This window comes from Arthrobacter sp. P1_C12_2, assembly GCF_056406415.1.
This window is the reverse complement of record NZ_JBFUAF010000019.1, coordinates 1-13,210: the sequence shown is the minus strand read 5'-3', so window position 1 is coordinate 13,210 and position 13,210 is coordinate 1. Positions and strand designations below refer to the sequence as shown.

Below are 13,210 nucleotides of genomic sequence, written 5' to 3'. Positions count from 1 at the left end.
CCGAATTTCAAAGGAGAAATCGATGGCTGACAGTTTGGGAGTTGCCGTAATTGGCGCCGGAATGGCAGGGAAGGCTCACGCAGCCGCGTACCGGACGGCCTCTGCGCTTTACAGCCCGGTCCTCCCTCCTATACGGCTCGTCTCGATCGGCGACGTCAACGCCGAGTTCGGTTCCTTGGCCGCGAAGCGTTTTGGCTACGAACGCAATGACACGTCGTGGCAGGCGATCGCCGAGGCCGATGACATCGACGTCGTGAGCGTCGTGATCGCGAACTCCCTCCACCGCGAAGTCGTGGAAGGCCTGCTGGCCGCCGGCAAGCACGTGCTGTGCGAGAAGCCGCTGAGCGACTCCCTTGAGGACGCCCGCGCCATGGCCGAGGCGGCCCGCAACGCCAGCTCGATTGCCCGCATCGGATTCACCTTCCGCCGCACGCCGGGCATCGCCTACATCCGCGACCTCATCCGCACCGGGGTCCTGGGCAACGTCCTGCACTTCAGCGGCCGCTACTGGACCGACTACGGTTTCAGCCCGTCGGCGCCGATGAGCTGGCGCTACAAAGGCGGCCCGGGTTCCGGCGCACTGGCCGACGTCGGCAGCCACCTGACGTACGTCGCCGAGTTCCTCTGCGGCGACATCAAATCCATCAGCGGCGGCCGCCTCAGCACCGTGATCGACAAGCGCCCGCTGCCGCTCGGCGCGGTCATGGGCCACGACCACGCCGCGGTCAGTGACACGTTCGAGCCGGTCGACAACGACGACTACGCGGTGTTCTCCGCCGAATTCGAGAACGGCGCCGGCGGCTTCGAGGTCTCGCGGGTCGCGGCCGGCCACGCGAACAGCCTCATCTTCGAGGTCTTTTGCGAGAACGGCGCCGCCCGGTTCGACCAGCGCCGCCCTGCGGAGATCGAACTGTTCCTCAACGACGGGCCGGCCAACGAAAACGGCTACCGCCAGGTCATCCTCGGCCCCGGGCACCCCTATATCGCCGGTGGCCTGGCCATGGACGCGCCCAGCGTCGGATTCGGCCAGAACGACGCCTTCGCGTACCAGTCCCGGGCCTTCCTCGAGGAAGTCGCCGGCCTCAGCGAGGCGGACTCCCTGCCCCGCTGCGCCACCTTCGACGAGGGCGTGCGCAACATGGAACTGCTCGGCGCGGTCACCGAATCCGCCCTCAACAACGGAAAGAAAATCACGCTATGAAACTCGGCGTCTACAACGCAATCCTGCACGACCGGCCCCTTCCCGAGGCGCTCAAGGTCATCGCCGGCCTCGGACTGACCGGCATCGAAATCAACACGGGCGGGTTCCTGCCGGCCGTCCACGTCCCCACCATGGACCAGATCCTGGAAAGCGACGCGGCCCGCGATGACTACCTCGCGATTTTCGAGGGCACCGGCGTCGCGATCGCAGGCCTGAACTGCAACGGCAACCCGCTGCACCCCAAGCGTGAAATCGGCGAGAAGCATGCCGAGGACATCCGCCGCTCCATCCGGCTGGCGCAGCGGCTGGGACAGGACCGCGTGGTCACCATGTCCGGCCTGCCCGGCGGCGAACCCGGGGCCACCACTGTCAACTGGGTGGTCAACGCCTGGAACTCGGCCGCCCTGGACGTGCTCGACTACCAGTGGGGCGTCGCGGCCGACTTCTGGAAGGAAACCGACCGCCTCGCCGCCGACCACGGCGTGAAGGTTGCCCTCGAGCTGCACCCGCAGAACATCGTGTTCAACACCGCCGATGTCCACAAGCTCATCGAGCTCACCGGCGCGACCCACGTCGGCGTCGAGCTGGACGCCTCGCACCTGTTCTGGCAGCAGATGGATCCGGTCGCTGTGGTCCGCGAACTCGGCCCACTGGTCTTCCAGGCGGCCGCGAAGGACGTCCGGGTCAACACCGCGAACGCCGCGCTCTACGGTGTCCTCGACAACAGCTTCCGCAGGCTCTCCCCGGAGGAAAACCGCACCAACCTCGGCGGCGACGAGTGGGCCAACGAGTGGCCCAAGAACTCCGCCTGGGACTTCGTGGCCTTGGGCCGCGGGCACGACACGGCGTACTGGACCGAGTTCCTGCGGGCGCTCTACGAGGTGGACCCGGACTTGCTCGTCAACATCGAGCACGAGGACGTCTCCCTCGGCCGGATCGAGGGCCTGCAGGTGGCGGCCAAGGTCCTGCGGGACGCTGACGCGGCGCTCTCGGCGTCGCTGCACCTCACCAGCTGACTGCCTGACGCCCCGACGGCCTGGCAACCCACGAAGTCGCCGGAACGCTGCGGGATCGCCGGAAACTTCCGGCGATATGGCACGGTTCCGGCGACTTCGACGGCGGAGCGCCCCTTGTCAGCCCGACCAGCCCAAAACAACCCGGACAAAAGGACCACCGCACATGCGCATCGGACTTGTCGGCTACGGAGCCGGCGGCGGCAGGTACTTCCACGCCCCCTTCATAGAGGCGGCCGACGGCGTCGAACTCGCCGGAGTGGTGGCGCGCACGCCGGAGAAACGTGCCGACGTCGCCGCGGATTTCCCGGGGCTTCCCGTGTACAGGAGCCTTGCTGAGATGCTCGACGCCGGGGTGGACGCCGTGACCATCACGACGCCTCCGCACACGCGCCGCGAACTGGTGTTGGAGGCCATCGCGGCCGGCGTCCACGTCGTGGCGGACAAACCATTCGCCCCCGACGCGGCCTCTGCGCGGGAGCTTGCCGGGGCGGCCGAGCGGGCCGGCGTGGTGCTGAACGTCTATCACAACCGCCGCCGCGACGCGGATATCCTCACGCTGGCCGGAGTCATCGCCTCGGGAAAACTCGGGGACGTGTGGCGGGTCCACTCGATCATGGATCAGGACGGTGCCGCCACCCTCGAGACCGGCGCCACGGGCGGGCTCCTGCGCGATCTGGGCAGCCACCTCGTGGACCAGATGCTGTGGCTGCTGGGCCCGGCCACCCGTGTCTACGGCACCCTCGACTGGACCGACCGCTTCGGCGAGAGAACCGACTGCGGCTTCTTCGTGACACTGACGCACGCGTCCGGAGCCGTCTCCACGGTCTCGGCCAGCAAACTCAACCATTCCACCACGCGTGAACTGCGGGCCTACGGCAGCGAAGGCAGCTACATTGCCTCGGGCGCGGACGTTCAGGCCGACGCGCTGGCCGCGGGCCGCCGCCCGGCCCGGGAGCCTGCCACATGGGGGATCGATGTTCCGGAAAACTGGGGGACCCTCGCAGTAGCCGGCGGCCGCTCCCAGATCGCCTCGGAGCAGGGCAGCTATGCCGGGTTCTACACCGAGTTTGCCCGCGCCGTCCAGGACGGAGGACCCGGACCGGTGCCTGCCGCCGAGGGCGTGCGGACCCTGGAGGTGCTCGATGCCGCCCGGCGCAGCGCCCTGGAGAACAGGGTTGTGGAGCTGGACGGACGCCGCTACGAGTAGTAGTTCGCCAGGGTCTCGGCCTTGAACTCGAAGAAGTTGCCGGCCTCGATGGCCAGCCGGGCGTCGTCGACCATCTTCACCACGAAGCGCTCGTTGTGGATCGAGATCAGGGTGGCCGAGACCATCTCCTTGGCCTTGAACAGGTGGTGGATGTAGGCCCGCGAGTAGTTCAGGCAGGCGTAGCAGTCGCAGCCTTCCTGCAGCGGGCCGAAGTCGCGCTTGTACTTGGCGCCAGAGAGGTTGTAACGGCCGGTGGGGTGGTAGAACGCCGAATTGCGGGCCACCCGGGTGGGGGAGACGCAGTCGAAGGTGTCCGCGCCGTTCTCAATGGCCGTGAAGATGTCGTCCGGCTCGGAGATGCCCAGCAGGTGCCGCGGCTTGTTCTCCGGCAGCTCCTCGTTGCACCAGCGCACGATCGTGCCGAGGTTCTCTTTCTCCAGCGCCCCGCCGATGCCGAAGCCGTCGAAGTTCATGGCGCCCAAGTCGCGGCAGGCCTTGCGGCGCAGGTCCTCGTACTGGGCGCCCTGGATCACCCCGAACAGGGCCTGGTAGGGCTTGCCGGCGCGCTCGTCCGTGAGCCGGAAGTGCTCGGTGATGCACCGTTCGGCCCAGCGCCGGGTCCGCTCCAGGGACTCCTCCTGGTAGCCGCGGGAGTTCTGCAGCGTGGTGAGTTCGTCGAACGCGAACATGATGTCCGCGCCGATCTGGTGCTGGACGTTCATGGAGATCTCGGGGCTGAAGCGGTGCCGGTCGCCGTTGAGGTGGCTTTTGAACCACACGCCTTCCTCGTCCACGTGGGCCAGGCGTTCTTTGCCGGGGGCGACGGCGTCGTCCGGCCCCGAATTGTCGACCGACTTCATGTCGATGACCTTCTTGAACCCCGAGCCCAGGCTCATCACCTGGAAACCGCCGGAATCTGTGAACGTGGGACCGCGCCAGTTCATGAACGCACCAAGGCCCCCGGCCTCGTCCAGGATGTCCGCACCAGGCTGCAGATACAGGTGGTAGGCGTTGGCCAGCACCGCCTGCGCGCCGAGACCGGCAATGGATTCCGGCAGCACGGATTTGACCGTGGCCTTGGTGCCGACGGCGATGAACGCCGGGGTCTGGATCTCCCCGTGCGGGGTGGCGATGGTGCCGGTCCGGCCCAGGAACTCGCCGCCGTTGGCGGCAATCTGCGCGGCCGACGGCGGGCACGCCTCGCGCAGGCGTTTGCCCACACGGAAGGAGAACTCGGACTGTTGGGCAGGCGCGGGGGGCAAAGACGCGAAGTCAGGATTGGCTGGCACGGTTCAAGTGTGCCAGCTAACGCAGCCCAAGACTCAGTGGACGGGATCCGATGTGGGGTAGTTCTCAGCCCGCCACTTGTCCCAGTAATTGCGGACCGCGTCCAGCTGGTGGGCCCCGAGGTCGTAGGTGGAGACGATCGCGAGGGATCCGCCGTCGGGCCGGACATCAGCGATGGCGGGCTGGTCCGCCACGATCAGCAGGCCTTCCCCGTGCTCGGCGTAGTGATGGACCGTCAGGCCAACCTGATGGTTGCTGCGGAACCATACCTTGCCGGCGAGCTCCTCTCCTGTGGGCAGGGTAAGCGAATACGGGTCCCCGGGCGCCGGGACGTCGCTGAGCCCAAGTTTCTCTATTGCGGACCCGCCGGTACCGGGCACGGAGAAGAAAAAGGTCCGGCGCTTGCCGTGCGGGTGCCGTTCCAGGGCGAAGCGCAACTGGTGGAGGAACGTCAGCCAGCCCTGGGTGATGTCCTCGTCCCAGGCCGCCCACTCGGAATTGTGGTCGATTGCCGCCCGGGTGACGCTGACTTCCGTGCCCGTGGGGACAGGTTTCAAGGTGAAGACGTCGCCGCCGTCGACCACCAGGGAGGTGTGGTCGGCGCCTTCGACCACATTGGGGCCGAAGTAGATTTCGTTGATTTCGGCCTCTTGGTCATCGGCCACCCAGCCGTGCCATTGGGCGATCTTGGCGGGTTCGCGCAGCATGGTCCAAACTTGCTGCGCGTCGGAATTGATCACAACGCTCAGATTGTTCGTCATGGGGTGAATCTACAACTCCGTGCCCGCGACGGGTAGGGCCCAACGCTAACGCCCGACAGGATGGGACACCCGGACCTCAGGCGCGGACTGATTCGAGTTCGTTGCCGATCCGGCGTTCGAGCTCGGCGGTGCCAATCGTTTCCGAGCCGCCATGCGCGCGCAGGAACAGGAGCGCCTCGAGCCGCAGCAGGCGCCAGTCGCGTTCCGCGTCAGGGTTCGCGTTGTCGATGGAGCGGAAGATTTCCTTGTCGTACAGGTTGGGCTCGTTGAGCGAGCGCTGACGCACCTTGGCGTTGATCCTGGCCTTGAACGGGTCCGTTTCCATGGCCTCCGGCGCGCGGAGCATTTTCTCGTAGATCCCGGCGCGCTGGTCCTGCCCCAGCTGGCGGCACATGTAGCTGGAGAGCGCCAGGGATGACTCCACGGAGGCCCAGCGGTCGGGGTTGCCGTCGAACGGCAGGACGTTGAGCAGGTCCGCGACCGCCAGGGCGTTGTCGGCGTCCTTGAGGGTGACGAAGAGCTCGTGCGCGAGGTCGCTGAGATCCTTGAGGCAGCTCCCGGACTTGGTGTTGATGCCCTTGGCGAGCCGTTCGCTGAGCAGGAGCACCCCGACGGCGCCCGGATGGGCCTCGGCCGCGGCTTCCACCACAGACTCCGGCGTGCCGTCGGGGGCCGGGATGAGCGCCAGGTCCGCTTCGCTGGGTCCGCTCACCGCGGGCGGTGCAACAGGCTGGGGAGGGACGACGACGGCGGCCGCCGTGTTGTCGGACTCAGTTGCGTCGGACCCGGTTGCATCGTCGGACTCAGCTGCATTCTCGGACCCAGTGGCGTCGGGCGCAGCTTCTTCCGGTTCGGGGGACGGGCCGGACGCCGGAAGTTCAGGCGCGCCGGACGCTTCCCCGGAAGGAGTTGGGGCATCGGGGGCGACGGCCCCGGAAGGACTTGGCGCGCCGCCGTCGGAAGCTGGAATGCCGGGCTCGGCGTCGTCGGTGACCCGCACCAGTGATCCCGCCGCGATCCGCAGCACGCCGCCCCCGCTGAGGGTCGCCAAAACCAAGGCCGGAGTGCCAAAATCGTCGGTTTCGACATCCACGCGATGGATCTCGGCGGAGCGGTTTCCATCGGGCAGAATCAGGTGGTCCCCGGCCCGCAGAGATCCAGCCTGCTGCTCACTGTAGTTCCGGGAGGCTGGGGGGTGGGTCATCGGGAGTCCTTAAAGTTCTCTTGCGGTCCGCCCAACAGTCTACAAAATTGGCTGCGTGAAGTCGGGGACGCCGGGGACGCCCCGAGAGTCCCCTGCCGGAGCCGGTCCCACGGGAGCCGGCTAGTTGCCGACTCCCGCGAAGGCCAGTGCCTGCCGGATCAGGGCCCCTCGGCCGCCGCTGAATTCCAGCTGCACGTCCGAGCTCATGACCTCCTGCGGGGTCATCCAGGTCAGCTCCAGGGCGTCCTGCCGCGGGGAGCATTCGCCGGTTACAGGAATGACGTAAGCCAGGGCAACGGCGTGCTGGCGGTCGTCCGTGAAGCCGGTATGGGACGGAGACGGGAAGTACTCCGCCACGGTGAACGGCACCGGACTGACCGGAAGCTGCGGGAAGGCGAGCGGGCCCAGGTCCTTCTCCATGTGGCGGAGCAGCGCGGCGCGGATGGTCTCGCGGTAGAGAACGCGGCCGGACACCAGGGACCGGACCATGGTCCCGTCCTCGTCAGCCTGCAGCAGGGTGCCGACCTCGTTCACGAACCCGAGGGGGTCCAGCCGGACCGGAACGGCCTCGACATAGACCATCGGCAGCCTGCCCCGCGCTTCGAACAGGTCGTCGTCGGAGAGCCAGCCGGGATTCGGGTCAGGGGTGCGCACATTCATGGTTAAGTTCTACCCCATCCCTGACCCGAACCCAGCGCCGTCGCTCAGAACGCCAGGACCGATTCCAGCGGCTCGCCGGCGGCGATCCGTGCCAGCAGCGCCGGTTCGGAGGCGTCGGAGGCCAGTGCCTGGCCCAGGACGCCGGCTGCCGCCTCCGGGGACAGGACGATCACGCCGTTGTCGTCCCCGAGCACCCAGTCGCCCGGATTGACCTGGATCCCGCCGCACCGCACCGGGACATTCACCGCGGAGCCGCCGCTCCGGACCCGTTTGGTGGTCAGGCACGAGGTCCCGCGGGCGAAGACCGGCAGGCCGGTGGCGCGGAGCTCCAGGATGTCGGTGGCCACGCCGTCGACGACGACGCCGGCGGCGCCTTGCGCGGTGGCCGCTGCCGCGGTGACCGCCCCCACCGGCGCGTGCCGGTGGTCACCGGACATGTCCACCACCAGCACCGCGCCGGGGTAGAGCTCCAGCAGGGCACGGTTCATGGCGTAGGCGTCATTGTCCGCGATGCGCACCGTGACCGCGGGGCCGGCCACCTTGACGCCGTCGAGCAGCGACCGGATGGCTGGATCCACGAATCCGTCCTCCAGGAAGTGCCCGATCGTGGGGTAGCTGACGGCGGCGAGTCCCTCGCTGGGCCCAGCGCTCACCGCGGTCACGCCGCTCACGGGGCTTCCGGCGCCGTCGGGCCGGCAACCACGGCCACGCAGTCGATTTCCAGCGCGACGCCCCACAGGCTCACGCAGACGGTGGTCCGCGCGGGCCGGGCCGCCCCGAAGAACTCGGAGTAGACCCGGTTGTAGTCCTCGAGCCGGTCGGGATCAGTGAGGTAGGCGTTGACCTTGACCACGTGCTCCAGGCCGGACCCGGCCGCCTCAAGCACTGACCGGAGGTTGATGATGGTCTGGCGCACCTGGTCCTCGAAGGTGTCCGGCTGGTGGTCCAGCCCGCTGATCGCGGGGATCTGGGCCGCGGTGAACACAAACCCGTTGGCAACGACGGCCTGGGAGAAGGGGCCGACGGCGGCCGCGCCGCCCGGGATCTGGGCGATCCGGCGGACAGTCCCGTTGACGGGAGGAACAGTGGGATGAACAGCTGGAAGCACGGCCTGCGGAACTGTCACTTGACGGCCACCGCCTCGGCGGACGGGTCAGTGCTCGCGTAGGTAGCCGCGTCAGTGACCGCGTCGGTGGGGGCGGAGTCGACGGCGTCGATGTTGCCGTGCCGGGTCTCGGTCAGGACAAACAAGGCACCGAGCGAGATGAGGGCGGCGGCCATGATGTACCACGCGATGGAGGAGCTCTGGTGGGTCATGCCCAGCAGCCACGTGGTGATGAACGGCGTCATGGCGCTACCGAGGAGCCCGGAGAGCATGTAGGCCACGGACAGTCCCGAGTAGCGGACCTTGGAACCGAAGAGCTCGGCGAGGAACGTGGCGATCGGGCCGTAGTTCGCGGCGAAGGCCGTCATCATGGCCAGGTAGGCAACGAAGAGCAGCGGCACGGACTTGGTGTCCATGAGCCAGAACATCGGGAAGGCCAGGGCTGCCTCGGCGGCTACACCCACGTAGATGATCGGCTTGCGGCCGTACTTGTCAGAGAGCCGGCCGAAGAAGGGGATCAGGACAAAGCACAGGGCGCAGGAGGCCAGCACAACCCACAGCATCAGGGTTTCCGAGTGGCCCAGTTCCTTCTTGCCGTACGACACGCCGGAGGCGACGAGCAGGGTGAAGGTGCTGCCGGTGGACAGGGTGGCGACGCCGCCGAGGATGACCTGCTTCCAGTACTTGGCCATGAGGGCCGCGAAGGGCATCTTGGCCTTGGCGCCGGCATCCTTGACTGCCTGGAAGGACGGGGTTTCTTCGATGTGCAGCCGGATGTAGATGCCCACAGCAACGAGCAGCGCGGAGGCCATGAACGGGATACGCCAGCCCCAGGCGAGGAGGGCTTCCGTGCTGACGCTCGAGGCGACAATGAGGAACGCGACGTTGGCGATCAGGGTTCCGGCGGGCACGCCCACCTGGACCAGCGAGCCGTAGAACCCGCGCTGGGACGCGGGAGCGTGTTCCACCGTCATCAGGACGGCGCCGCCCCATTCGCCGCCCAGGGCCAGGCCCTGGATGACGCGCAGGAAGAGCAGCAGCAGCGGCGCCATGATGCCGATGCTGTTGTAGTCCGGCAGCAGGCCGATGGCGAAGGTGGCGGCGCCCATGGTCAGCAGTGAAATCAGGAGCATGGACTTCCGGCCCATGCGGTCCCCGAAGTGGCCGAAGATGATGGCGCCCACCATGCGTGCAATGTAAGCGGAGGCGAAGGTTCCGAACGCGAGCATGGTGCCCACAACGGGGTCGAAGCTGGGGAAGAAGATCTTGTTGAACACCAGCGCGGACGCTGTGCCGAAGACAAAGAGGTCGTACCACTCGACGGTGGTACCGATGACGCTGGCGAGGGCGATCTTGCGCATTTTTGCGAGGTCCAGCCGTGCCGTAGCGGCGGCGGTGGTGGCATTTACCATATGAGCCATCAGTTCTCCAGATGGGGGTGCGGGGACGATTGTCCGGTGCAGGTGGTCACCAACTATCCTGTGTCAGCCATCACAGTTCAATGGCAAAAAATCCACCAAAAATCCAGCGAGATTGTGTGTTCACACAGTGCTGAGTCCTACTGAGGCGTACTAAGGCTTGTTGAGGCCTACTGAGGCTTGCTGAGGCGCGATCAGGCCCACGCCACCACCAGCCTGGCCGCTTGGGAGGGAACAGCGAGGTCGATCCCGGTGAGGTCCTGGAAGCGGTGAAGCCGGTTGAGTATCGTGTTCCGGTGGCAGAAAAGGGCCTGCGCTGTGGTGGTGATATTGCCTGTGGACAGGAAATGGCGCACCGTTTCCTCCAGGCGTTCGCGCTCCCCGCCGCGGCACGGCGACAGCGCCGAGTCCAGGTCCGCCCACAGGTCCAGGCCGGCGTCCTGGAGTTGCTGCTTCGCGAGCCTGGCCCAGGCGCCGGCGGCAGTCAGGGGGCCCTTGTCTGAAGGGTGGAGGAGCAGAGCCAGCCGCTCCGCAGTCCGGGCCGCAGACGGGAGGGCGCGCAAGCCTGCAAAGCCTTCCACATAGCCGCAGGGGATCCCGGCGATACCAGCCGGGAGATACGCGGATCCCTCCGGTGGCGCCCCTGAGGCGGCGCGGCGGCCGAGGGCCCAGAAAACATAGGTGCTGCCGCCGAATTCGTGCACAAAGAGCCTCTGCGAGGACAGCGGGCCCTGAGCTGCGATGGCGCGCAGTTTCGACGCCGCCTCCCCGCTGGCGGCAACGATGGAGAATCGGGCGTCAGGATCGGTAACGAGGGCTGCGGATGCCTGGCTGATGGTGTCTGCGGAGAGTTCAGACTTGCTGAAGAGCCGTGCGATGAACTCGCGGCGGATATTTGATTCCTCCTGAGCCATGCGCACCCGCTCCGCCGAGTAGCTCGAGTGCGTTTGGGTGGCAAATTCATCCACAACCCGCCACACCCTGTCCACCCTGGACGTCAGCAGCATGGCGTCCTTGGGATCGGAGATCTGCAGCAGGTCAGCCCACAGGATGCTGAAATCCAGCCGGACGGCCGAAATCAGGGCCTCGGGAGAGATCCCGGCCCTGGCCCTTTTGGCGCCCAGCTCCGAGGAGAACTGCGTCAGTGAATCGCGGTCGCCGTTGCGGCCCGACTGCTGCAACTCCTTGTCCCGCAGTCCGTCCACGAGGCGGCGGAACGTCTCGCGGGCAGTATCCCGAAGTTCCGGGAGGCCAACCCTGTTGCCGGCGTACTCGGGGATCTCCTGAACCCGGGCCATGAAGAGGTCCACGAGTTCGTCGAGCCGCCCGTGTAGCCGCTCCACGAGTTCTCCCCAGCGTGCGGCGTTGTCCTGAACGTTGTGCATTTACACATTCTAGAACCGGAATCCCGTGACGCAATGCTAGTTATTTTGGATGAACCTACTGGAAGAATGGAGTCAGACCCAAGGGTGAGCCACATCACGGGGCAAGCGGCGAAAACCGCCGCCCGTCCGGGGTATCCGGTCCCTAGCAATTTGGAGTAATTCATGGCAAGCAACGACAGCACGGCGGTCGCGGGGGCGGAGCGCCCGGTCCTACGGACGGTGGATGAGAGTGTCACCCGCAAGGTGGCCCTGGCAGCCCTCGTGGGCACGGCGCTGGAGTGGTACGACTTCTTCCTCTTCACCACTGCCGCGGCGCTGGTGTTCAACGCCCAGTACTTCGTGTCCCAGGACCCCTTCGTCTCCGCGATGAGCTCCTTCGCCACCCTGGCTGTCGGCTTCGTTGCCCGCCCGATCGGCGGCTTCATCTTCGGCTCCCTGGGGGACAAGGTGGGACGGAAGAAAGTCCTGATGGTCACCATCGTGGGCATCGGCGTCGTGACAGGCCTGATCGGCCTGCTGCCGAACTACATGACGATCGGCATTGCGGCCCCTATTATCCTGGTGGCCCTGCGGATCATCCAAGGACTCGCGGTGGGCGGCGAGTGGAGCGGTGCGGTGATCATCGCAGTCGAAAACGCACCCGTGGCCAAGCGTGCCCGCTACGCTGCGCTGCCCCAGATCGGTTCGCCGATCGGCACCATCCTGTCCTCCGGCGGGTTCTTCGGCATGCTCTACCTGGTGGGCCAGACGAACTTTGACGCGTGGGGCTGGCGCATCCCGTTTATCGCGGCGATCCCGCTGCTGGCCATCTCGATGTGGATCCGCAGCAGGCTCAGTGAATCCCCCGAGTTCGAGGCCCTTATGGAGTCGGGTGAGACCGAGCACGCGCCCATCCGCGGCGTCCTGCGAAACAGCTGGCGCCAGATCCTGGTCGGCATGTGCTCCGCTTTGCTGGGCATCGGCGGCTTCTACCTCATCACCAGCTTTGTGGTCTTCTACGGCACCAAGATCCTCAAGATGCCCTACGAAACCCTGCTCTTGGGCTCACTGCTCGCGGCGACGCTCGAGATCTTTGTCCTCATCTGGGCTGGCCGCATGGGGGAGAAATTCGGCGCCAGCCGGGTCATTCTGTGGGGCGGCGTGGTCTCCGCCGTTGTGGCCGTACCCGTCTTCCTGGCCATCGACACCGCCAACCCCGTGCTGGTCATCCTGGCCATGATCGTCGGCGTGGCCACCCTGTCTGTTCCCTACGCCGTCTCGGGTACCGCCCTCACTGCACTGTTCGCCACCCGTGTCCGCTACACCGGCGTAGCCATCACCTCCAACAGCGCCGGCGTTATTTCCGGCTTTATCCCACTTATCGCCACAGCCCTCGTGGCTGCCAGCGGCAATTCATTCTGGCCCGGGGCCATCATCCTGCTGGTCGTGTCGGTTCTGACCGCACTCTCGGGGATTGCCCTGCCGGCCCTCAGCATCGAAGAAAAAGGTATGAAGCATTGAGCACCTCAACCACCGCCGGGCACCTGATTGTTGCCCAGCTCGAACGTGCCGGCATCCAACGCGTCTACGGCGTCCCCGGCGAGAGCTTCCTGGACGTGCTGGACGGCCTGCACGGATCCGCCATTGAAACCGTGGTGACCCGCCACGAAGGCGGCGCCGGCTTCATGGCCCTCGCCGAAGGCCGGCTGACAGAGCTGCCGGGCGTGGCCATGGTGACCCGTGGTCCCGGTGCCGCCAACGCCTTCATCGCCATCCACACCGCACACCAGGACGCCACCCCGCTGATCCTGTTCGTGGGCCTCATCCCGGTCGCGGACCGCGGCCGGGAGTCGTTCCAGGAATTCGACATCAACGCCTGGTTCCGCAGCACCGCCAAGAAGGTCGTGACGCTTGACGACGCCGCTTCCGCCGCCCGCGTGGTGGACGATGCCATCTTCACGGCCCTGAGCGGCCGGCCGGGTCCCGT

13 protein-coding genes are annotated in these 13,210 nt (G+C 66.8%); 5 read left to right on the top strand and 8 right to left on the bottom strand.

The window, feature by feature from the left end; translation table 11 throughout:
- Positions 1–22: 22 nt before the first annotated feature.
- From AC1DZQ_RS17710 to AC1DZQ_RS17700, 3 genes are all read left to right on the top strand, one after another.
- The gene (locus tag AC1DZQ_RS17710; RefSeq protein ID WP_476964723.1) at positions 23–1,201 is read left to right on the top strand and encodes a Gfo/Idh/MocA family protein; all 1,179 of its coding nucleotides are present in this window, start codon (positions 23–25) and stop codon (positions 1,199–1,201) included.
- A complete protein-coding gene (locus tag AC1DZQ_RS17705; protein WP_476964722.1) occupies positions 1,198–2,217 on the top strand; it encodes a sugar phosphate isomerase/epimerase family protein in 1,020 nt (339 codons plus the stop codon). Before AC1DZQ_RS17710 ends, AC1DZQ_RS17705 begins: the two co-directional genes overlap by 4 nt.
- 163 nt (positions 2,218–2,380) lie before the next feature.
- Positions 2,381–3,424, top strand: coding sequence for a Gfo/Idh/MocA family protein (locus tag AC1DZQ_RS17700; protein ID WP_476964721.1), 1,044 nt, complete (start codon positions 2,381–2,383; stop codon positions 3,422–3,424).
- Here the strand turns inward: AC1DZQ_RS17700 and tgt are convergent.
- From tgt to AC1DZQ_RS17660, 8 genes are all read right to left on the bottom strand, one after another.
- Complete coding sequence (tgt, locus tag AC1DZQ_RS17695; protein ID WP_476964720.1) at positions 3,415–4,713, bottom strand: tRNA guanosine(34) transglycosylase Tgt; 1,299 nt, start codon at positions 4,711–4,713, stop codon at positions 3,415–3,417. The two genes, AC1DZQ_RS17700 and tgt, sit on opposite strands and share 10 nt — an antisense overlap.
- A 33-nt stretch (positions 4,714–4,746) precedes the next feature.
- Complete coding sequence (locus AC1DZQ_RS17690) at positions 4,747–5,472, bottom strand: SRPBCC family protein (RefSeq protein WP_476964719.1); 726 nt, start codon at positions 5,470–5,472, stop codon at positions 4,747–4,749.
- 76 nt (positions 5,473–5,548) lie between these two features.
- A complete protein-coding gene (locus AC1DZQ_RS17685; protein ID WP_476964718.1) occupies positions 5,549–6,676 on the bottom strand; it encodes a DUF6707 family protein in 1,128 nt (375 codons plus the stop codon).
- Positions 6,677–6,796: 120 nt separating this feature from the next.
- Positions 6,797–7,336, bottom strand: a complete 540-nt coding sequence (locus AC1DZQ_RS17680) for an NUDIX hydrolase family protein (RefSeq protein WP_390266207.1) — start codon at positions 7,334–7,336, stop codon at positions 6,797–6,799.
- Between the two features lie 44 nt (positions 7,337–7,380).
- Positions 7,381–8,007 carry an RraA family protein gene (locus AC1DZQ_RS17675; RefSeq protein WP_476964717.1) on the bottom strand — a complete coding sequence of 209 codons (627 nt, stop codon included), beginning with the start codon at positions 8,005–8,007 and terminating at the stop codon, positions 7,381–7,383.
- On the bottom strand, positions 8,004–8,462 hold the full coding sequence (locus AC1DZQ_RS17670) for a RidA family protein (protein ID WP_476964716.1): 459 nt from the start codon (positions 8,460–8,462) through the stop codon (positions 8,004–8,006). The genes AC1DZQ_RS17675 and AC1DZQ_RS17670 overlap by 4 nt, the downstream gene beginning before the upstream one ends.
- Positions 8,459–9,862, bottom strand: coding sequence for an MFS transporter (locus tag AC1DZQ_RS17665; protein ID WP_476964715.1), 1,404 nt, complete (start codon positions 9,860–9,862; stop codon positions 8,459–8,461). The genes AC1DZQ_RS17670 and AC1DZQ_RS17665 overlap by 4 nt, the downstream gene beginning before the upstream one ends.
- 191 nt (positions 9,863–10,053) lie before the next feature.
- A complete protein-coding gene (locus AC1DZQ_RS17660) occupies positions 10,054–11,244 on the bottom strand; it encodes an RsbRD N-terminal domain-containing protein (RefSeq protein WP_476964714.1) in 1,191 nt (396 codons plus the stop codon).
- A 162-nt stretch (positions 11,245–11,406) separates the two neighbouring features.
- Between AC1DZQ_RS17660 and AC1DZQ_RS17655 the strand changes: the two genes are divergently transcribed.
- Positions 11,407–12,744 (top strand): MFS transporter, encoded by a 1,338-nt coding sequence (locus AC1DZQ_RS17655; protein ID WP_476964713.1) that lies wholly within the window; start codon positions 11,407–11,409, stop codon positions 12,742–12,744.
- Positions 12,741–13,210: thiamine pyrophosphate-binding protein (locus AC1DZQ_RS17650; protein WP_476964712.1), on the top strand; the 470-nt coding region annotated here is incomplete at its 3' end. The genes AC1DZQ_RS17655 and AC1DZQ_RS17650, both read left to right, overlap by 4 nt.